The organism is Pseudomonas sp. 20P_3.2_Bac5 (assembly GCF_025466035.1).
In the GTDB taxonomy this organism is placed as follows: domain Bacteria; phylum Pseudomonadota; class Gammaproteobacteria; order Pseudomonadales; family Pseudomonadaceae; genus Aquipseudomonas.
On the sequence record NZ_JANLOA010000047.1, the window covers coordinates 17,001 to 37,971 of the forward strand.

Here is a 20,971-nt window from a genome sequence, read left to right on the forward strand (position 1 = left end):
AACCATGACTGAAGCCTCCATGTCCGAACCGCAGCCACTGACCGACCTTTCCGACGATGCCATCGACTGGCAGGTCCTGTTGCATTCGGGCAACGCCAGCCAGGCCGACCGTGAGCGCTACCAGCGCTGGCGCGGGCTCAGCGCCGAGCATCTGGCCGCCGCCGAAGAGGCCGAAGCGCTGTGGGGCGATCTCGGTCACACCCAGGCCGCGGCGCAACTGCCAAAGGCCCCCCGTCGTCGCCACTGGGGTTCGGCCATCGCCGCCTCGCTGCTGGCGGCGATGCTCGGCTACGGTGGCTGGCAGCAGGCCCCGGCGCTGCTGGCCGATTACCACACCAGCACCGGCGAGCGGCGCACCATCACCCTGGAAGATGGCTCGAAGGTCACCCTCAACAGTGCCAGCGCGCTGTCGGTGAATTTCAGCGGCGAGCGCCGCACGGTGTCGCTCAAGGCGGGCGAGGCGTTGTTCGAACCGGCCGCGGACCCGCGCCCCTTCGTGGTAGACAGCGGCGCCGAGGCGGTGCAGGGCAGCGACGCGGTGTTCAGCGTGCGGCGGCAGGGTAGCGGCAACAGTGTGGTGGTCAGCCGTGGCGAAGCGCAGGTTGGCGAGCGGCGCGTGGCGGTCAGTCCTGACGCCCAGGCCCAGACCGCCTGGCAACGCGGCAAGCTGATCTTCAATGGCCGGCCGCTGCGCGAAGTGATCGCTGAACTTGAGCGCTACCAGCACGGGCGCATCCTGATCTCCGACAGCCAGGTGGGCGCGCTGCAGGTCAGCGGCGTGTTCGACCTCAATGATCCCCATGCGCTGCTGCGCACCCTCGAACAGCGCTATGCGCTGAAGGTCACCTACCTGCCGTGGTTGGCCGTGCTCTACTGATTTTTTCCGGGCGAAAATAATTTCGGAAAGTCACTGCAAGTTCTTCGACGCCAGATCGTCGTAGTGGGACTGATCAGCAATCCGTTCTCATTTACGTTTACCTGTCTGGAAGAAAACAGTGAAAGGTCCGTTCAACTCCGCCGCGCGTTCCACCGACTATTTCAAGCATGCCGTGCTGGCATCCTCCGTTGCCGCCGCGTTGCTCGGCGCCGTTGCCGTGCAGGCCGCCGAAGCCGTCGTCCCGGTACAGGCCGCCGCTTCGCAGGCCCGCCAGGTCAGCCTCGACCTGCCAGCGCAAAGCCTCGACCAGACCCTGACCCGCTTCGCCGACCAGGCCGATTTGCACCTGCTGTTCACCACCAGCGATGTCGCCGGGCTGTCCAGCTCCGGGCTGCGCGGCACCTTCAGCATCGAAGACGCGTTGCAGCGGCTGCTGGCCGGCAGCGGCATGAGCTGGCAATTCAGCGACGCGCGCACGGTGATCCTGCGCAAGGGCGAACCGCAGGCCAGCGTCAGCCTCAAGCCGATCGAAGTCAGCGTCGCCTCGCGTACCAGCACTTCCATCAGTGAAATCCCTGGCACTGTCTGGGTGGTCGACCAGGAGCAACTGAAAGAACAGATCAGCAGCGGCGTGAGCCTCAAGGAAGCCATCGGCAAGCTGGTGCCGGGCCTCGACCTGGCGCCGGAAGGGCGGACCAACTACGGCCAGAACATGCGCGGTCGCAACGTGCTGGTGATGATCGACGGCGTCAGCCAGAACAGCTCCCGCGGCCTGTCGCGGCAGTTCGACAGTATCTCGCCGTTCAACGTCCAGCGCGTCGAAGTGCTGTCTGGCGCCAGCGCCATTTATGGCGGCGGCGCCACCGGCGGCATCATCAACATCGTCACCAAGAAAGGTGAGCCGGGACCGGCGCGCTTCGAAACCCAGGTCGGTGCCAGCAGCGGCTTCAACAACAGCGATGACCTGTCGACCCGCGTCGCCCAGTCCATCAGCGGCGGCAACGAGCGCATCAACGGCCGCCTGGGCGTTTCCGCCGAGCAGAACGAAGCCTTCTACGACGGCGCCGGCAACCAGATCTTCATCGACAACACCCAGACCGACCTGCAATACAACCGCACCATCGACGTGATGGGCAGCCTTGGCCTGCAGTTCAACGAGCAGCAGGGCCTCGACGTGCTCGCCCAGTACTACGACTCGGGCAATCACGGCAGCACCGGGATCTTCTTTCCCCACCTGAACTACAACGCCCCGTCGGACCTGGAAAACGCCGAACTGCGCAGCGGCTACTCCACCGACCTGGAGCCGCGCACCAAGCGCCTGTTGCTCAACGCCAACTACCACCACGCCGACGTGTTCGGCCAGGACTTCTACCTGCAGGCGTCGTACCGCAAGGAAGACGACAACTTCTACCCGTTTCCCTACTACAACTCGGGCACCCCGACGGGTTCCCGTGGCGTGTACTTCGCCGCATCGCAACAGAACTTCGAAGTCAGCAGCCTGAAGGCGCTGTTCGCCAAGCAATGGGACAGCCTCAAGCTGACCTATGGTGTTGACCTCGACCGCGAACGTTTCAACGCCGAGCAGACCACCTTCGACGCCCGCACGTCGTCGAGCAGTGGCGGCCTGGACCTGAACGAGGCGAGCAAGGCGGCGCGGTATCCCAGCTACCGCGTCGACGGTATTTCCGCCTACGCGCAACTGGACTGGCACCTCACCGATAACCTGACCCTGTCCGGCGGCGCCCGGCGCCAGCAGATGGACGTGGATGTCAGCGACTTCAAGGGTGTTCCCGGCGGCAGCAACGATTATCAGGTCAGCCTGTATAACCTGGGCGCCATCTACGACTTCAAGAACGGTCATCAGGTCTGGACCAACTACGGCGAAGGCTTCGACCTGCCGGACCCGGCCAAGTACTACGGCAAGGCCGGCATGAGCGTCGAGGACAACCCGCTGGCGGGGATCAAGAGCCGCCAGGTGGAAATGGGCTGGCGCTATGCCGACCTCGACTGGGATGCCCAGGCGGCGGTGTATTACATCTGGTCGGACAAGATCATCAACGTCGACTCGAAGACCCTGACCATCAACGTCGATGAGAAGAAGAGCCGCGACTTCGGCTTCGAAGGCGCGCTGACCCGCCACTTCGAAAGCGGCTGGGAAGCCGGCACCACCCTGCACCTGGTGCGCTCGGAAGAAGAAGACGCCAGCGGCGACTGGATCAAGCGCGACGCGCGCTACGCCTCGCTGTCCAAGTCCACCGCCTTCGTTGGCTGGAAGGGCGATGGCCGCAGCGCGCGCCTGCAAGCGAACAAAGCCTTCACCCTCAAGGACGACGCCGACCACACGATCAGCGGTTACACCACCCTCGACCTGCTGGGCAGTCAGGACACCGGTTTCGGCACCTTCAGCGCCGGCATCCAGAACCTGCTGGACAAGCAGTACAGCACCGTCTGGGGCCAGCGCGCGACGCTGTTCTACTCGCCGACCTACGGCCCGGCCTACCTCTACGACTACCAGGGCCGCGGTCGCACCTACACCCTGACTTGGTCGCTGGCCTACTGATCCGGCCATGGCACCCGGTGAACGCGCCGGGTGCCATCAGGGCAATCGTTCCCCCTGTAACAATATGAATTACCTCCGTGAGGTTTGCGGCTTTGTCGCGAACCTCTCGGGCCGTAGGCTATCCAACGCTTGGTGATGCCCACGTGCGGAGGTGATTGTGTTCGAACGCGCCCATTCCATCCTGATCGGTACCGCGCTGATCTTCTCGATCAGCGGCCCGCTGCTGGCCGCCACTGCTGACAACCCGCAAAACAGCCCGATCCACCGGGCCAACCCCAACAGCCGCCAAGGCACGGTGCCGGCCACGCCGCCCATGCCCGGACCTTCCACCGCGCCCAATCCTCGTCCGCCGACCCTCGAAAACCGCGGCATCGGCAACGGCGACAACCTGCGGCGCGAACAACAGACGCCGCGTCTGGAACCCTCCCGTCCGCCCCGCGATTCACAGCGCGCGCCGTGATCGCCCCTCGAAAGGAATCCCGCATGACTTCACGTTCCTGGCTGCTCGCCCTGGGTGCCGCCGTTCTCTTGCCGCTCGGCGCCCAGGCCGCGCCCGAACGTACCTTCCCCAGCGAAGACGGCACCCTCAAGGTCAACACCCTGGCCGAAGGCCTCAAGCATCCGTGGGCCCTGGCCTTCCTGCCGGGAACCCAGGGCATCCTGGTCACCGAACGCCAGGGCAACCTGCGGGTGATCGGCGCGGAAGGGCGGGTCGGCCCACCGCTGAGCGGTGTGCCGGAGGTCTGGGCGCAAGGGCAGGGCGGCTTGCTCGATGTCGTGCTGTCGCCCACCTTCGACAAGGACCGGCTGGTTTACCTGTCTTATGCCGAAGGCGGTGGCGAAGGCGGTACGGCAGGCACTGCGGTGGGCCGCGGACGGCTGTCCAGCGACCTCGCCCGGATCGAGGATTTCAACGTGATCTTCCGCCAGGAGCCGAAGCTCTCGACCGGCAACCATTTCGGTTCGCGACTGGTGTTCGACCGTAACGGCTACCTGTTCATCGCGCTGGGCGAGAACAACCAGCGGGCCACCTCGCAAGACCTCGACAAACTACAGGGCAAGGTGGTGCGCATCCTGCCCGATGGCGAGATTCCCAAGGACAACCCCTTCGTCGGGCAGAAAAACGTGCGGCCGGCGATCTGGTCCTATGGCCATCGCAACCAGCAGGGCGCGGCGCTCAACCCCTGGACCGGGCAGCTCTGGACCCACGAGCACGGCCCGCGTGGCGGCGACGAAATCAACATCCCCAAGCCCGGCAAGAACTACGGCTGGCCGCTGGCGACCCATGGCATCAACTACTCGCTGCTGCCGATTCCCGAGGCCAAGGGCAAGGAAGTGGAGGGGACCTTTCCGCCACACCACGTCTGGGAGAAATCCCCGGCCATCAGCGGCATGGCCTTCTATGACAACGAGCGCTTCAAGGCCTGGGACCACAGCCTGTTCATCGGCGCGCTGGCGGCGCAGGAGGTGATTCGCCTGCAACTGAACGGCGACAAGATCGTTCACGAAGAACGGATGCTCGGACAGTTGAATGCCCGGGTCCGCGATGTGCGGGTCGGACCGGACGGGTTTCTGTATGTGCTGACAGACGAGGAAGACGGGCAGTTGTTGAAGGTCGGGCTGGCCGAGTAATTCGCGGCCGTTTGTGCGGGCCTCATCGCCGACTATGCCGGTGATGAGGCCCCTGAAAATCCCTACACAATCCGCGTCATCCCTGATGTACCCTGTGCCCTTTTTCCCACCGAGGGCCTGCATGTCCAGCGTCAACACCCCATTGGCCCTTTACCAGCAGGCCATCACTGCCCAAGGTTTCGTCGCCGACCCCGCCCAGCAACAGGCCGCCGCAGCCCTGCAGGCCTGCTTCGAGGCGGTCGAACGCGGTGAGCCGGCCAATGGCGTCTACCTCTGGGGCCCGGTCGGGCGCGGCAAGACCTGGCTGATGGACCAGTTCCATCGCTGCCTGACCATTCCCGCCCGGCGTCAGCACTTTCACCATTTCATGCGTTGGGTTCACCAGCGTCTGTTCCAGCTCAACGGCACCGCCGACCCGTTGCAGGCCCTGGCCTTTTCCCTGGCCGAAGAAATCCGCGTGCTGTGTTTCGATGAGTTGTTCGTCAACGATATCGGCGACGCAATCATCCTTGGCCGCCTGTTCCAGGTGCTGTTCGAGGCTGGCGTGGTGGTGGTCGCCACCTCCAACCAGCCGCCACGGCAGCTTTATGCCGATGGCTTCAACCGCGAGCGTTTCCTGCCGGCGATCGAGGCGATCGAGCGCTGCATGACCGTGGTGCCGGTTCACGGCGAGCAGGACCACCGCCTGCACCCCGGCGCGCTGCATCAGCGTTATTGGGTTCGCGATCCGGCGGCGCTGGCCAATGTGTTCGCGCAATTGAGCGGTGACGCACCGGCGACCAGCGAAGACCTGGAAGTCGGTTATCGCACCCTGCAGGTGGTGCGCCGCAGTGACAAGGTGCTGTGGTGCGATTACCCGCAACTCTGCGAGCAACCGTTGGCGGCCATGGAGTTCATGGCCCTGTGCGAGCGTTTCGACGCCATCCTGCTGGGCGGCGTGCCGGCCCTTGGCGCGCCGACGCGGCCGGGGAAGATCGCCCGGGGCACCGAGGACGCCGCCGAACGGGTCGTGGCAGGGGACCGCGAACTGCCGCAACTGTCGGTGCAGGACGACGGCGCCCGGCGCTTCATCGCCCTGGTCGATGAGTGTTACGACCAGCGCGTGGCCCTGTATCTCGAAGCCGACGTCCCGCTGGAAGTTCTCTACACGCAAGGGTATCTGGAGTTCCCGTTCCGCCGGACCCTCAGCCGGTTGCAGGAAATGCAACTGCAGCGCTTCTGCTGAGGATTTGCGCAGGGCCTGTCACAGGCTCTGCCAGCCAAGGGTGATGACCACCAGCACCAGATAGCGCCCGCCTTTTGCCAGGGTCACCAGCAATACGAAGCGCCAGAACGGCTCGCGCATGATGCCGGCGATCAAGGTCAGTGGGTCGCCGATCACCGGCATCCAGCTCAACAGCAGCGACCACTGCCCATGGCGACGGTAACGCTGCTGGGCCTTTTCCAGTTGCGCGGCAGAGAAGGGGAACCAGCGTTTGTCGCGCCAGCGCTCGATGGCCCGCCCCAGCAGCCAGTTGACGATCGAACCCAGCACATTGCCCACCGTCGCCACCAGCCACAGGCTTGCCACGGCGGCCGGGTCGTGGAGCAGCAACCCGACCAGCACCGCCTCGGACTGCAACGGCAGCAAGGTGGCGGCGCCAAACGCCGCCAGAAACAGACCCCAGTAACTCAACACGGCATGGCCACAATCATCGTTCGACAGGCCTCGTAGGATATTTCCCGGATATCGCCGCGGCCAGCGAGGAAATCTTTGCTGACATGATCGTTCATAAAATAGAACGCTAAAGCGAATTTTCGCTATCTAGTGCCAATAAGGTTCTGAATTTAATCTTCTCCCATCAACGCAAACGCAGCCGAGCGGCCTCAGTATCGGGGCACGGGCCAACTAATCGTCAGGGAATGTTGCATATGAACAACGCCGATCAAGACAACCGCAACGTGGTAACACTGGTGATCCAGCACAAGGCCCGCGCCGACGCGCTCGCCCAGTACGAGGCCTGGCTCAAGCGCGCGGTCAGCGTCGCCCGCCAGCAGCCGGGTCACCTGGACGTCAATGTGATCCGTCCCGACGCCGATGGGCGCCACTTCACCACGGTCGTGCGCTTTGCCCAGGCGAGCCAGTTGCAGGCGTGGGTCAACTCCGCCGAGCGCCAGGCGATGATCGATGAGGTCATGCCGCTGCTGGAAGACGGCGACAACACCCAGGTCCATGACGACCCCGAATTCTGGTTCACCCCGCCCAGCGCCGGCGCGCCACAACCGCCGCGCTGGAAACAGGCACTGCTGACGTACCTGGTGATCTGCCCGATGACCTTTCTGATCCCGGCGCTGCTGGCGCCGCTGTTCGCGCAGTTCCCGCTGCTCGGTGGGCGGATCATCGGCAACATGATTGGCAACCTGTTCGTCATTTTGCCGGTGGTATTTTTCATCATGCCCTGGCTGACCCGTCGCACCGCCGCCTGGCTGCGCGCCTGAACGTTTCCCACACCCCGTACTCAAGACTCTGACCACCCTGTTTCCCGGAGATACCCCTATGAGCACCCTCGTTACCCGTGATGGCACCGCGATTTATTACAAAGACTGGGGCAGCGGCAAGCCCGTGCTGTTCAGCCACGGCTGGCCGCTGGATGCCGACATGTGGGATGTACAGATGGAGTTCCTGGCCAGCCGCGGCTACCGCGCCATCGCTTTCGACCGCCGTGGTTTCGGTCGCTCCAGCCAGCCGTGGAACGGTTACGACTACGACACCTTCGCTGACGATATCGCCCAATTGATCGAGCACCTCGACCTGCGCGACGTCACCCTGGTGGGCTTCTCCATGGGCGGCGGCGATGTCACCCGCTACATCGCCCGGCATGGCAGCGAGCGGGTCGCCGGCCTGGTATTGCTCGGCGCGGTGACCCCGCTGTTCATCAAGACCGCCGACAACCCCGATGGCGTCGACAAATCGGTGTTCGACGGCATCAAGGCCGGCCTGCGCGCCGACCGCGCCCAGTTCATCGCCGACTTCGCCACGCCGTTCTATGGCATCAACCATGGGCAGCAGGTGTCGCAGGGCGTGCAGGCCCAGACGCTGAACATCGCGTTGATGGCGTCGCTCAAGAGCACGCTGGATTGCGTGACGGCATTCTCGGAAACCGACTTCCGCCCCGACATGGCGAAGATCGACGTACCGACGCTGGTGATCCACGGTGACGACGACCAGATCGTGCCGTTCGAAACCACCGGCAAGAAGGCTGCGGAGATGATTCGCGGGGCGGAACTGACGGTGTACAGCGGTGCGCCGCACGGGTTCGCGGTGACCCATGCGCAGCAGTTGAATGACGATTTGCTGGCGTTTTTGTCGCGGTAAGTCGGGTTTGCGGCCACAAGGCCAAAATACTTCGAGGCGAGGATCGGGCGAGGGCTACCCGGTCCTCGCCTCGATCGTTTTGGCGCCCTTCAGATTGAGCGCCATCACTACCTTGTGGGAGTGGATTCATCCACATTCGCGGTGACCTGACGCTCTGTATTGTCTGCGAGATGTGTAGATACTCATGCAGCGATGCGTCGCTCAGTCGGCGCTCGATCCCATCAATACCGAAAATTCTCAGGCATCCCCCACTCACGCCATATCGCTCTGCGCAAACTCCTCCGCCAAATGGTCAATCAGCGAGCGCACCGACGGCAGCAGCCCACGTCGCGACGGGAAGATGGCGTGGACGATCCCGCAACGTGGCTGCCACTCCGGCAACAACTCCACCAGCCGCCCCTCGGCCAGGTCTTCACGCACCGCGACCCGCGGCAAATGCGCGATGCCCACCCCCGCAACCACGAAGTGGCGCAAGGCGAACAAGTCGTCGGTAACCATCCGTGGTTTGTGCGGGATCACCAGGCTGGTGCTCATATCCTCGCCCTGGAACAACTCCCACTGGTATTCGCGCTGGGCGCTGCCCCAGTGAACGCTGGGCAACTGGCTGAGCATCTGCGGATCGAAACCCTTCGGCAGACGTTCAAGCAGCGCCGGCTGGCCGACCAGGCACTGGGTGCTGTTGCTCAGCACCTTCATCACCATGTCGGTGTTTTCCAGCGGCGGGAAGCGCACCCGCAGCGCGACGTCGACGCCTTCGTGAAGCAGGTCGACGCGGCGGTTGGTGCTCTCGATGAACAGTTCCACCCGTGGGTACTTGAGCATGTAGCGGGTCAGCATCGGGCCGACCCAGGAGTTGAGCAGGGTGGTGGGGCAACTGATTCGCACCAGGCCGCGGGGTTCGCTGAGGTTGCGCGCGATGACTTCCGCCGCGCCTTCGGCCTCGACCCGCATGGCCGTGCAACGGCGGTAATACTCCTGGCCGATTTCGGTCAGCGAGCAATGGCGGCTGGTGCGGTGCAAAAGGCGAACGCCCAGCCGCTCTTCAAGGTCGGCGATGCGCCGGCTGAGTTTCGACTTGGGCATGTCCAGCGCCCGCCCGGCCGGGGCGAAGCCGCCGTGTTCGACCACTTGGGTGAAGTAATAGAGGGAGTTGAGGTCTTCCAAGGATCGTTCTCCGGCTGGAACGCTAGTGGAAAACCGGGGAGTCTATCTCAGCAAAGGTGATCTTTCAGGCCCGGTTCAATCCACATCCGCCTCGAACAGCCGCTCCAGGTCCAGCCGCGCCTCCTGGGCGGTCTGCATCACCTTGGCCTTGTCGTCGCGGACCCGCCCCTGGACGCTGAGCACTTCCTCGTCATGCCGGGTAAAGCGCTGGATGCGATCAGCCGCCTGCGCCTCGCTCAAACCCAGCCCCACCAGCGTCAGCCGGCTCATTTCCAGGCTGGAGTGGAACGTCTCGCGGATCGGTTCGGCGCCCACGTCCACCAGCTTGTGCACATGCTGGCGGTTACGCGCCCGGGCGATGACCTTGAGGTGCGGATACAACTGCTTGACCCGTGCGGCGGTTCGGGTGGTGATCTCCGGGTCGTCGGTGGTGATGACGAAGTATTCGGCCTCGCCGACCTTGGCCGCATGCAGCACTTCGGGGCGCTGCGGGTCGCCGTAGAACACCGGCGCCTGTTCGAACATGCGCGTCATTTCGATGGCATCCACCGACGTTTCCAGGGCAACGAAGGGAATCTTCTGTGCGCGCAAGATACGCGCGATGATCTGGCCCATGCGGCCCATGCCGACAATCACTACCCGTGGTGCATCGGTGGCGATGTCCTTGTACTGCTCCGGCACTTCGCGGGGCGCCTGCGGGCGTTTGCCGAGGCGGGCGCAGCCCAGCAGCAACAGCGGGGTGATGGCCATGGACAAGGTGATGGTCATCAGCAGCAGGTCGAAGGTCTGGGCGTCGAACAGGCCCTGGTCGCGGCCCAGCTTGAACACCACGAAGGCGAACTCGCCGCCCGCCGCCAGCACCACGCCGAGGCGCAGGGCGCTGACGTTGCTGAGCCCACCGGCAAGGCGCCCGACCAGCATCAACAACGGTAACTTCACCCCCACCAGCAACAGGGTCAGGCCAAGCACTACCAGCGGCATCTGCACCAGCAGGCTGAGGTTGGCGCCCATGCCGACGCTGATGAAGAACAGCCCCAGCAGCAGGCCCTTGAACGGTTCGATCTGCGATTCCAGCTCATGCCGGTATTCCGAATCGGCGAGCAACAGCCCGGCGAGAAACGCGCCGAGCGCCATGGAAATTCCTGCTTCTTCCATCAGCCAGGCGGTGCCGATGACCACCAGCAGCGCGGTGGCGGTGGACACTTCCGGCAAGCCGGTGCGCGCCACAGTGCGGAACAGCGGGCGCAGCAGGTAACGACCGCCGACGATGACAATCGCGATGCTGCCGAACACTTTCAAACCGTGTTCGAGGCTGTCGCCGTGGCTGGTGTCCGGGCCGCTGGCGGCCAGCAATGGCACCAGGGCGATCAGCGGAATCGCGGCGATGTCCTGGAACAACAGGATGGCAAACGCCAACCGGCCATGAGGCGCGTTGAGCTGTTTGCTTTCGGCCAGGCTTTGCAGACCGAAGGCGGTGGACGACAGCGCCAGGCCCAGGCCAAGCACCAGCGCGGCCGGTAGCGACTGGGCAAAGCCGAACAGGGCGATGGCGCCGATCACCGCGCCGGTCAGCAGCACCTGCGCCAGGCCGACGCCGAACACCGACTTGCGCATCAGCCACAGCCGACGCGGCGACAGCTCCAGGCCAATGATGAACAGGAGCAGGACCACGCCCAGCTCGGAAATGTGCGCGACGCTTTGTGTGTCGCGAATCAGCCCCAGCGCCTGCGGGCCAATGACCACGCCGGCCAGCAGGTAGCCGAGCACGGCGCCGAGTTGCAGGCGCTTGGCCAGGGGGACGGTGATGACTGCGGCGACGAGAAAAATCACTGCGGTTTGCAGCAGGCTGCCTTCGTGTGGCATCGCTCGGACTCCATGAGCTGCATGAGGCAGCGTTTAAAAAGAGCCTGCATTTTGGCGTCGGGCTCAGGGTCGGACAATCTGTCTGAATGGCGACAGATCGTCCACCTGAGAGGGATAGTAAGCGGCTTGTGGCTTACTTGTACTGCGCGACCACTTCGTCCTTGCCGTCGGTGGTCAGGCCGATCACCTGGTAGGCGTCCTTGTGGTCGCCCATTTCCATGCCGGGCGAGCCCATCGGCATGCCCGGCACGGCCAGGCCGCGCAGGTCAGGGCGCTTGGCCAGGACCGAAATCTGCTCCGCCGGCACATGGCCTTCGACGAACTTGCCGTCGATCACGCCGGTGTGGCACGAAGCCAGGCGCGGCGCCACGCCGAGGCGCTGCTTGACCGCGCTCATGTTCGGCTCGACATGGTCGTTGACGGTGTAGCCGTTGTCGCGCAGGTGGGTGATCCATTCCTTGCAGCAGCCGCAGTTGGGATCGCGGTAGACATCGATGGTCTGGCCGGCCTGGGCCAGGGTGCTCATGGCCAGCAGGCCGAGGGCGGCGAGGTTGTTTTTCAGCATGGGTTGTCTCCTTGGAATTCTGTGTGCTTGAGGGCGGCGGGGGCTAAAACCTGAACCTCACCCCAGCCAGCCAGCGTGTCTGTCCGACATCCCCGTCTTCATCCCGGGTCATCTCGGCCGTGTCGCCATACACCCGGTTGAACGACACCCCGACATAGGGCGCAAACCACGGCGTGATTTCGTAGCGCAGGCGCAGCCCGACCTCGCTGTCCGACAGCCCGGAACCCTGGGTGCGGCCCGGGTCATCGCGGCCGTGAAGGTTCACTTCCACGTTCGGCTCAAGCCGCCAGCGTTGGGTCAGGAGAATAGCGTACGCGGCCTCCAGGCGCAGCGCGGTCTGATGTCGCTCGCCCGCGTACAGCGTGGCTTCCAGCTCCATGCCGTAGAGCGGCGTGCCCTGGATGCCGAGGGCGGCCCAGGTTTGCCCGCTGCCCGGCTTGAAGTCCTGGCGCAGGCCAGCGACCACTTCCCACCACGGGCTGACCGCATGGCCCCACAGCGCCTGCAGTTCGGCCTTGTGGGTCTTGCCCTGTTCGCGCTCGCCCTCCGTGCGCAGCCAGAGCCGGTCGATATCGCCGCCGACCCAGGCGTTGGCATTCCAGTTCAGCGCGTTGCTGTTCTCGACGTCCTGATATTCGAGTTGCTCGACGGTCACCGCCCAGTTGATCTGCCGGTCATGCACCTGATGGCCCGGCAGTGGCGGGAAGGCGGCCTGGCGATCGGCGTCGGTGATGGGCTTCAGTGGCGTGCGCGGCTGATCGACGTTGGACGGCGGGCTGCCGTGGTCCATGCCGCCGTGATTCATCGCGCCATGATTCATGCTGCCGTGATCCATGCCCGCGTGGTTCATCGCCGCTGCCCGCAGTTCTTCACTGCCCAGCAGCAACACCAGGGCCATGCCGCCGAGCAGCGGCCGGTTGAGTCGTTCATTCATCGACGCGCACCTCGCGGAACATGCCGGTCTCCATGTGATAGAGCAGGTGGCAGTGGTAGGCCCAGCGGCCCAGGGCATCGGCGCTGACCCGGTAGCTGCGGCGGCTGCCCGGCGGCATGTCGATGGTGTGCTTGCGCACCTGGAACCGGCCGTGTTCGTCCTCCAGATCGCTCCACAGCCCGTGCAGGTGAATCGGGTGGGCCATCATGGTGTCGTTGACCAGGGTGATGCGCAGGCGCTCGCCGTACTTCAGGCGCAAGGGCTCGGCGTCGGAGAAACGCACGCCGTCGAACGACCAGGCGAAGCGCTCCATGTGCCCGGTCAGGTGCAGTTCTATTTCCCGGCCCGGCTCGCGGCCATCGGGGTCGGCGAAGGTGCTTCTCAGGTCGGCATAGGTCAGCACCCGGCGCCCGTTGTCGCGCAGGCCGAGGCCGGGATCGGCGAGGTTGGCGCGCGGGGTCATGGTCTGCATGTCCACCAGCGGGTTGTTGGTTTCCGACGCGGGGTGCTGCTGCATGCCGGGCATGTTGCCGTGGTCCATGCCGCTCATCTGGCTGTGGTCCATGCCGCCCATGCCCGCCATGGCACCGTGGTCCATGCCCATGTCGGCCATGCGCAGTCGCGGGCGCGGATCGGTCGCTGGAACCTCGGCCTGTAGCCCCGGCGCTCGGGCCAGGGTGCCGCGGGCGTAGCCGCTGCGGTCCATGCTCTGGGCCAACAGGGTGTAGGCCGGCTGGTCGCCGACGCTGACCAGCACGTCATAGGTTTCCGCCACCGCCAGGCGCAGTTCGTCTACGGTTACCGGTTGCACCGGCTGGCCGTCGGCGGCGATCACGGTGAGCTTCAGTCCGGGGATGCGGAAGTCGAAATAGGTCATCGCCGAGCCGTTGATCAAGCGCAGGCGCAGGGTTTCGCCGGGCTGGAACAGGCAGGTGAAATTGCCCTCGGGCGCCTGGCCGTTGAGCAGGTAGGTGTAGGTGGCGGCGCTGATGTCGGCGATATCGGTCGGGGTCATGTGCATCTGCGCCCATTCCGTGCGTTCGGCCAGGGTCGCGCGCCAGCCGTCGCGAGCAACATCGTGAACGAAGTCGCCCAGGGTGCGCTGCTGTCGGTTGAAGTAGTCGGACTGCTTCTTCAAGGTCGTCAGCAGCTCGGCGGGTGGCTGGTCACTCCAGTCGCTGAGCAGCAGCACGCAGTCGCGCTGATAGACATGCGGTTCCGGCTCTTTCGGCTCGATGACGATGGCGCCATAGACGCCGGCCTGCTCCTGCAGCCCTGAATGGCTGTGGTACCAGTAGGTGCCGTGCTGCTCCAGGGTGAAGCGGTAGAGGTAATCGCCACCGGGTTCGATACCGGCGAAACTCAGGCCGGGCACGCCGTCCATGTTGGCGGGCAGGATGATGCCGTGCCAGTGCAGCGACGTGGGTTCGGCGAGGCGGTTGCGCACCCGCAGGGTCACGGTGTCGCCCTCGCGCCAGCGCAACACCGGGCCGGGCAGGCTGTCGTTGATGGTCAGCGCGGTGCGCGGCTTGCCGGTGAAGTTCACGGCCGTCTGGCCGATGAACAGCTCGAAGTGCTGGCCGGCCAGTTCGCCGCTGTTGCGCTCGCTGGCCCAGGCGTGCGGGCGCCAGAGGCCGAGGCCGCCAACGGCGCCGGCTGCGGCCAGGCCCTTGACGAAGGTGCGTCGGGTCGGAAGGTGGGGCATGGGGTCGTCTGTCCATCAGCAAAGATGGGCTGACCTTAGTCGCAGGGTGCTGTCAGAAAACTGAGGTTTGAATTACAGATTTGTCAGCGAGAAAATAGCGGGCTTCACGCGCGGGTTTTTTGCGCCACAGGATTTGAATGGTCGGTTGTACCAGGAGTAGCAATGGACAAAGTCATCATCATCACCGGTGCCAGTCGTGGCATCGGCGCCGCCACCGCGCTGCTGGCGGCGCGTCAGGGTTATCGGATCTGCATCAACTACCTCGCCGACGATGAAGCGGCGCACCGCGTGCTGGCCCAGGTACGCGAACTGGGCGCCGAGGCGATTGCCGTGCGTGCCGACGCCAGCGTCGAGGACGAAGTGATCCACCTGTTCCAGCGGGTCGACCATGAGCTTGGGCGGGTCACCGCGCTGGTCAACAACGCCGGCACCATCGGCCAGAAGAGCCGGGTCGAGGAAATGTCCGAGTTCCGTCTGCTGAAGCTGATGAAGACCAACGTGGTCGGGCCGATGCTCTGCGCCAAACATGCGCTGGCGCGCATGTCGACCCGCCACGGCGGCAGCGGCGGCAGCATCGTCAACGTCTCCTCGGTGGCCGCGCGACTGGGCTCGCCCAACGAATACGTCGACTACGCCGCCTCGAAGGGCGCGCTGGACACCTTCACCCTTGGCCTGGCCAAGGAAGTGGCAGGCGAGGGCGTGCGGGTCAACGCCGTGCGTCCGGGCTACATCTTCACCGACTTCCACGCCCTGAGCGGCGACCCGGACCGCGTCAGCAAGCTGGAACCCGGCATTCCCATGGGCCGCGGCGGTCAGGCCGAGGAAGTGGCCGAAGCGATCCTGTGGCTGCTGTCGGACAAGGCGTCGTATTCGACGGGGAGCTTCATTGATCTGGGCGGCGGGCGCTAAGCGCGCTCGTCACCCAGCATCTGACCCACCCGCTCCACCAGCATCTCCAGGCTGAACGGCTTGATCATCACGCTCATCCCCGCGCCCAGCGGGCCGTCGCTGAGGGCGGCGCTCTCGTCGTAGCCGGTGATGAACAGCACCGGCAGGTCCGGGTGCAGAAGGCGTGCTTTTTCGGCCAGTTGACGGCCATTGAGGCCGCCGGGCAGGCCGATATCGCTGAGCAGCAGGTCCGGCCGCGGGCCGTGTTCGAGGGCGGGCAGGGCGGCGACGGCGGTTTCGAACGACTCGACCCGGTAACCGGAGTCTTCGAGGATTTCAGCGATCACCATGCTTAGCGCGGTCTGGTCTTCCACCAGGACGATCCGCCGACCGCTGTCGCGCTCGCTGAGTGTTTCATCGGCTTCGGCAACGCCGGGCGCTGGCGCCTGGTGATGGCGTGGCAGGAACAGTTCGACCCGGGTGCCGGAGCCAGGCGTTGAGGAGATCCGCAATTGTCCGCCGGACTGGCGCACGAAACCGTAGGCCATCGACAGCCCCAGCCCGGTGCCCTGGCCCAGCGGTTTGGTGGTGAAGAACGGGTCGATCGCCCGCTCGACCACCTCTGGCTGCATGCCCTGGCCGTTGTCTTCGACGCTCAGGCACAGGTAATCGCCGGGGGTGAGGTCCAGGGCGCGGGCCTGTTCGTCGTCGAGGCTCAGGTTGTCGCTGCCGATATCGATGCTGCCGCCGGCGGGCAGGGCGTCGCGGGCGTTGATGCAGAGGTTGAGCAGGGCGCTTTCCAGTTGCGGCGGGTCGATCAGGGTCGGCCACAGGTGGGCGGCGAAGTGGCAGCGGACGTCGATGGACGGCCCGACGCTGCGACCGATCAGGTCTTGCATGCCGCTGACCAGCCCGCCGACATCGGTCGCCTGCGGTTGCAGGGTCTGCCGGCGAGAGAACGCCAGCAGGCGGTGCACCAGCGACGCGGCACGCTGCGCCGAGCTGCTGACGGCATCCAGCAGCGGCGTGAGGTCTTCGTAACGGTGCTGATGGAGGCGTTGGCGCAGCAATTCCTGGGCGCCGAGGATGCCGCCGAGCAGGTTGTTGAAGTCATGGGCGATGCCGCCCGTGAGCTGGCCGACCGCCTCCATCTTCTGCGCCTGGCGCAGGGCTTCCTCGGCGCTGAGCAGGCGTTGCTGTTCTTCGATGCGCGCGCTGATGTCGTAGGCAAACAGGTACGCGCCCTGTTGCAGGCCTTCGCTGTCATACAGGGTGTTGAAGCGCAGTTCATAGTGGCGGCGCCGCTCGCCGACACCGAAGGCCGCGTTCTCGATAAAGACTTCCCCGGCCAGGGCGCGGCGCCACAGCGACAGGCCCAGCTCGCAGTCGGCGGGATAGCGGCCCAATGTCTGCTCGACGGTATCGCCGACGTTGGGCACATGGTCGTAGAGAAAGTGAAAGTCTTTCAGCGACTGGTGATTGATCGCCAGCCAGCGCAGGTCGTTGTCCACCACCTGGACACAGGCCACGCTGTTGTCCACCAGCATGGCGAACAGCTCGCGCTCGGCCACGGCGCCGAGAATGCGCTGCTCCAGTTCTTCGTTGAGGTGCACCAGGGCCTGTTCGGCGTGGCGTCGTGCCGTCACGTCCTTGAACAGCACGGCGACCTGACGACGCTCGGCCGGCTCGATACGAAAGGTGCTGACCGAGAGAATACGGCCGGTGGCTACCAGTTCCTGCTCGAACTGCAGCGGTCGACCGGTGCGCAACACTTCCCCGTAGCGGGCGACCCACTCGTCGGCTTCGTCGGGCACCATTTCCCGCAGTTTCTGACCGACCACGTCGGGAATTCCGGTGTGCCGGGCGTAGGCCGCGTTGGCCGAGACATGGACGTAGTCACTGAGCGGGCCATGTGGGCCGTCGAAAAATTCGATGACACAGAACCCGTCGTCCATGGTGTCGAACAGAAAGCGATAGAACGCCTCGTTCAGCGGTTGCTGCTGCACCCGTTGCTGCTCCAGCACGGCATTGCGTTCCTGGAGTTCGCGCAGTTGCTGGCGCAGGGCGTTCAATTCGCTGGCGGGCATGAAGTCTTCCGGAGGTGAACCATGGCGGAACTTTAGCCTGACGGGCGGGGCGGCGGCTAGAACGAGCGCACGATCCGTCCGAGTGTTTCCATGGCTTTTTCCGATTGATCGCTCCACGGACTGCCGTAGTTGAGGCGGATGCAGTTGCGAAAGCGCCGGGTCGGCGAAAAGATCGGCCCGGGTGCGATGCTGATGCCCTGGGCCAGGGCCATCTGGAACAGCTTCAGCGAGTCCATGCGCTCGGGCAGTTCCAGCCAGAGGAAGTAGCCGCCCGATGGCTGGCTGACCCGCACTTGCGCCGGAAAGTGCCGGGCGATGGCGGCGAGCATGGCGTTTTTCTGTTCTTCCAGCGCATAGCGCAGGCGCCGCAGGTGACGGTCGTAGCCGCCATGCTGGAGGTAGTCGGCGATGGCAGCCTGGGCCGGCATCGAGGCGCACAGCGAGGTCATCAGTTTCAGACGCTCGATTTTCTGTGCGAAGCGTCCGGCCGCGACCCAGCCGATGCGGTAGCCGGGCGCCAGACTCTTGGAGAAGGAGCTGCAGTGCATCACCAGCCCTTCCGTGTCGAACGCCTTCGCCGGTTTGGGCGCTTGCTGGGCGTAATACAGCTCGGCGTAGACATCGTCCTCGATCAGCGGCACCTGATGCTGGCGCAGCAGCTCCACCAGCGCCTGTTTGTTGTCTTCCGGCATGCTCGCGCCGACCGGGTTCTGGAAGTTGGTCATGCACCAGACCGCCTTTACCGGGTGGCGCTCCAGGGTCTGTGCCAGCACCCCGAGGTCGATGCCGTCACGCGGGTGCACGGGAATTTCCACGGCCTTGAGCTTGAGCCGTTCCAGCACCTGCAGGCAGGCATAGAAGGCCGGCGCCTCGATGGCCACCAGATCGCCTGGCTCGGTGACGGCCTGCAAACACAGGTTCAGGGCTTCCAGCGCGCCGTTGGTGATCAGCAGTTCTTCCATCGGCAACATCAGCCCGCCGACCATGTAGCGCAGGGCAATTTGCCGGCGCAGGTGCGGGTTGCCCGGCGATAGGTCGGTGACCACCATGCGGGGGTCCATGTCGCGACTCGCGCTGGCCAGCGAGCGGGCCAGGCGCGGCAGCGGGAACAGCGCCGGGCTGGGGAAAGCCGAGCCGAACGGCACGGTGTGCGGGTCCTTGATCGATTCGAGAATGGAAAACACCAGCTCGCTGACGTCGACCTCGGTGGACTCGTTGGCCGACTCGCTGATCTGCGGCTCGCTGAACGGCCGCGGAGCATGGGCGTTGACGAAGTAGCCCGAGCGCGGCCGGGCGCGGATCAGCCCGCGCCGCTCCAGCAGGTAATAGGCCTGGAACACCGTGGACGGGCTGACCCCGTGGGTCTGGCTGGCGTAGCGCACCGACGGCACCCGCTGGCCGGGGCCGAGGACCCCGGAGTAGATCAGTTCAGCAATGTCGTCGGCGAATTTCTCGTAGCGTTTCATCATGGCTCTGCACGGTCGGACTGCAACGCAGTGTATGTGATCAGCGGTTCAGCGGCGCGACGAAACGGCTGCGGGCAACGCTGCGGATGTTCGGCTCGTCGCTGTCCACCAGTTCGAAGTCCAGCTCCAGCGAACTGCTCGCGGGACGGTCGCTCAGCATCGCCACCGACACCGGCAACTCGGCCATTTCTCCGGCGGGGATGCTGAAGTGGGTCTTGCCGTGCAGTTCGAAGCCCTCGGCGTCGAGCAGGCGCAGGTCGTAGTTCTGCGGTTGCAGGGTCTTGTTGATGACCTTGAGGATGTAGATGTTCTCGATCTGGCCGAGGGCGTTCTCGCGGAACAGGCCACGGTCCTTGATCACGTCCATCGACACCATCGGCCGCTCGTGCAGGGCGATCGCCAGCGCGCCGATCATCACCACCAGCACCGTGACATAACCCAGCAGGCGCGGGCGCAGCCAATGGGTGTGGCCACCTTGCAGGCTGTGCTCGGACTTGTAGCCGATCAGTCCGCGGGGGTAGTTCATCTTGTCCATGATGCTGTCGCAGGCGTCGATGCACGCTGCGCAGCCGATGCATTCCATTTGCAGGCCGTCGCGGATGTCGATGCCGGTCGGGCAGACCTGGACGCACATGGTGCAGTCGATGCAGTCACCGAGGCCACTGGCCTTGTGGTCCACGTCCTTTTTACGCGGTCCGCGGGACTCGCCGCGGCGCGGGTCGTAGGCCACGGCCAGGGTGTCCTTGTCGAACATCACGCTCTGGAACCGGGCGTACGGGCACATGTGCATGCACACGGCTTCGCGCATCCAGCCGGCGTTGATGTAGGTGGCGCCGGTGAAGAACAGAATCCAGAACAGGCTGACGCCACCCGCCTGCAGGGTGAACAGCTCTTCGGCCAGGGGGCGGATCGGCGTGAAGTAACCGACGAAGGTCAGGCCGGTCATTACGCTGATGGCGACCCACAGGGTGTGCTTGGTGGCGCGCCGGGCCAGCTTGTTGACGCCCCACGGCGCCTTGTCCAGCTTCATGCGCTGGTTGCGGTCGCCTTCGGTGACCTTCTCGCACCACATGAACAGCCAGGTCCAGGTGCTCTGCGGGCAGGTGTAACCGCACCAGACGCGGCCGGCGAACACGGTGATGGCAAACAGGCCGAAGGCGCAGATGATCAGCAGGGCCGAGAGCAGGATGAAATCCTGCGGCCAGAAGGTCGCACCGAAGATATGGAACTTGCTATCCGCCAGGTCCCAGAGCACGGCCTGGCGGCCGTCCCAGGTCAGCCAGGCGGTGGCGAAGAACAGCAGGAAAAGGAAACCCGCGCCACCCAGGCGCAGGTTGCGGTACAGACCGGTGAAGCTGCGGGTGTAGATGTGTCCGTCGCTGCTGTTGGCGGCCTTCTTCTTGTGGGTTGGCTCGGCAATTTCAACGATCTGGACGGGAATATGTTCGCTCATGGTTCGTCGCTCATCAGGCCTCGATCAGGCCAGAGCACTATGGCGACCCATCTGTTTGCATAACAGGCTCAGGTATTTCTATAAAAACCGTATCAGATCGTCTTCGAAACGGCTCCGGGCCTTAGATTATCGAGCCCGGAACGCTACTTTTCAGATGCCTGCGACCATCCACCGCACCCGCTACAGTCAGCGCATCGGCCTCGGCTTCGGTGATGGGCACACGCTTGCCGGCCAGTTCGGCGACCGACATGCGCAGGTCTTCATCGGTGGTGACCTGTACTTCGCTGGCGGCGCCTTCGATATTCAGGTCTTCGCCGATCAGGGTGCAGCGTTGGGTCTGTTCGTTGATTTCTACAGGCATGACGGTGTCCTCGGTAGGCGCGAGCGTGCTCGCGAACGGGCTGCAACGGCCCTTACTGTAG

The 20,971-nt window shown here is 64.8% G+C and carries 18 protein-coding genes; 8 read left to right on the plus strand and 10 right to left on the minus strand.

What is annotated here, in order from left to right; translation table 11 throughout:
- Nucleotides 1-4: 4 nt before the first annotated feature.
- The 5 genes from NTD88_RS08020 to zapE all read left to right on the plus strand — a co-directional run bounded on the left by NTD88_RS08020 (nt 5) and on the right by zapE (nt 6,294).
- On the plus strand, nt 5-877 hold the full coding sequence (locus NTD88_RS08020; protein ID WP_315975145.1) for a FecR family protein: 873 nt from the start codon (nt 5-7) through the stop codon (nt 875-877).
- 118 nt (nt 878-995) lie between these two features.
- On the plus strand, nt 996-3,437 hold the full coding sequence (locus tag NTD88_RS08025) for a TonB-dependent siderophore receptor (RefSeq protein WP_262154135.1): 2,442 nt from the start codon (nt 996-998) through the stop codon (nt 3,435-3,437).
- 178 nt (nt 3,438-3,615) lie between these two features.
- Nucleotides 3,616-3,897, plus strand: a complete 282-nt coding sequence (locus tag NTD88_RS08030; protein WP_410017268.1) for a hypothetical protein — start codon at nt 3,616-3,618, stop codon at nt 3,895-3,897.
- A 23-nt stretch (nt 3,898-3,920) separates the two neighbouring features.
- Nucleotides 3,921-5,069: a PQQ-dependent sugar dehydrogenase gene (locus tag NTD88_RS08035; protein ID WP_262154136.1), complete on the plus strand. Its 1,149-nt coding sequence runs from the start codon at nt 3,921-3,923 to the stop codon at nt 5,067-5,069.
- Between the two features lie 85 nt (nt 5,070-5,154).
- Complete coding sequence (gene zapE / locus NTD88_RS08040; protein WP_256587804.1) at nt 5,155-6,294, plus strand: cell division protein ZapE; 1,140 nt, start codon at nt 5,155-5,157, stop codon at nt 6,292-6,294.
- 18 nt (nt 6,295-6,312) lie between these two features.
- Here the strand turns inward: zapE and NTD88_RS08045 are convergent, their stop codons facing one another.
- A complete protein-coding gene (locus NTD88_RS08045) occupies nt 6,313-6,747 on the minus strand; it encodes a YqaA family protein (RefSeq protein WP_095157204.1) in 435 nt (144 codons plus the stop codon).
- Nucleotides 6,748-6,980: 233 nt separating this feature from the next.
- On the opposite strand from NTD88_RS08045, the gene NTD88_RS08050 reads away from it, so the two are divergent.
- Both NTD88_RS08050 and NTD88_RS08055 read left to right on the plus strand, forming a co-directional pair.
- Entirely contained in the window at nt 6,981-7,547 is a 567-nt protein-coding gene (locus NTD88_RS08050) for an antibiotic biosynthesis monooxygenase (RefSeq protein WP_262154137.1), read from the plus strand.
- Nucleotides 7,548-7,605: 58 nt separating this feature from the next.
- Nucleotides 7,606-8,424: an alpha/beta fold hydrolase gene (locus NTD88_RS08055; RefSeq protein WP_262154138.1), complete on the plus strand. Its 819-nt coding sequence runs from the start codon at nt 7,606-7,608 to the stop codon at nt 8,422-8,424.
- Between the two features lie 252 nt (nt 8,425-8,676).
- Here the strand turns inward: NTD88_RS08055 and NTD88_RS08060 are convergent, their stop codons facing one another.
- From NTD88_RS08060 to NTD88_RS08080, 5 genes are all read right to left on the minus strand, one after another.
- A complete protein-coding gene (locus tag NTD88_RS08060) occupies nt 8,677-9,588 on the minus strand; it encodes a LysR substrate-binding domain-containing protein (protein ID WP_095157207.1) in 912 nt (303 codons plus the stop codon).
- 75 nt (nt 9,589-9,663) lie between these two features.
- Nucleotides 9,664-11,451, minus strand: coding sequence for a monovalent cation:proton antiporter-2 (CPA2) family protein (locus NTD88_RS08065; protein WP_175649542.1), 1,788 nt, complete (start codon nt 11,449-11,451; stop codon nt 9,664-9,666).
- Between the two features lie 133 nt (nt 11,452-11,584).
- Entirely contained in the window at nt 11,585-12,016 is a 432-nt protein-coding gene (locus NTD88_RS08070; RefSeq protein ID WP_110972254.1) for a DUF411 domain-containing protein, read from the minus strand.
- Between the two features lie 43 nt (nt 12,017-12,059).
- Complete coding sequence (locus tag NTD88_RS08075; protein WP_095157210.1) at nt 12,060-12,950, minus strand: copper resistance protein B; 891 nt, start codon at nt 12,948-12,950, stop codon at nt 12,060-12,062.
- Nucleotides 12,943-14,655 (minus strand): copper resistance system multicopper oxidase, encoded by a 1,713-nt coding sequence (locus NTD88_RS08080; protein WP_262154139.1) that lies wholly within the window; start codon nt 14,653-14,655, stop codon nt 12,943-12,945. Before NTD88_RS08080 ends, NTD88_RS08075 begins: the two co-directional genes overlap by 8 nt.
- A gap of 162 nt (nt 14,656-14,817) precedes the next feature.
- On the opposite strand from NTD88_RS08080, the gene NTD88_RS08085 reads away from it, so the two are divergent.
- Nucleotides 14,818-15,564 carry an SDR family oxidoreductase gene (locus NTD88_RS08085; RefSeq protein ID WP_095157212.1) on the plus strand — a complete coding sequence of 249 codons (747 nt, stop codon included), beginning with the start codon at nt 14,818-14,820 and terminating at the stop codon, nt 15,562-15,564.
- Here NTD88_RS08085 and NTD88_RS08090 read toward each other — a convergent pair.
- The 4 genes from NTD88_RS08090 to NTD88_RS08105 all read right to left on the minus strand — a co-directional run bounded on the left by NTD88_RS08090 (nt 15,561) and on the right by NTD88_RS08105 (nt 20,910).
- The gene (locus NTD88_RS08090) at nt 15,561-17,630 is read right to left on the minus strand and encodes a PAS domain-containing sensor histidine kinase (RefSeq protein ID WP_262154140.1); all 2,070 of its coding nucleotides are present in this window, start codon (nt 17,628-17,630) and stop codon (nt 15,561-15,563) included. The two genes, NTD88_RS08085 and NTD88_RS08090, sit on opposite strands and share 4 nt — an antisense overlap.
- 56 nt (nt 17,631-17,686) lie before the next feature.
- Complete coding sequence (mapR, locus tag NTD88_RS08095) at nt 17,687-19,096, minus strand: GntR family transcriptional regulator MpaR (protein WP_095157214.1); 1,410 nt, start codon at nt 19,094-19,096, stop codon at nt 17,687-17,689.
- Nucleotides 19,097-19,136: 40 nt separating this feature from the next.
- Nucleotides 19,137-20,549 carry a cytochrome c oxidase accessory protein CcoG gene (gene ccoG, locus NTD88_RS08100; protein WP_262154141.1) on the minus strand — a complete coding sequence of 471 codons (1,413 nt, stop codon included), beginning with the start codon at nt 20,547-20,549 and terminating at the stop codon, nt 19,137-19,139.
- Nucleotides 20,550-20,670: 121 nt separating this feature from the next.
- Entirely contained in the window at nt 20,671-20,910 is a 240-nt protein-coding gene (locus NTD88_RS08105; RefSeq protein ID WP_095157216.1) for a DUF3203 family protein, read from the minus strand.
- Between the last annotated feature and the right edge of the window lie 61 nt (nt 20,911-20,971).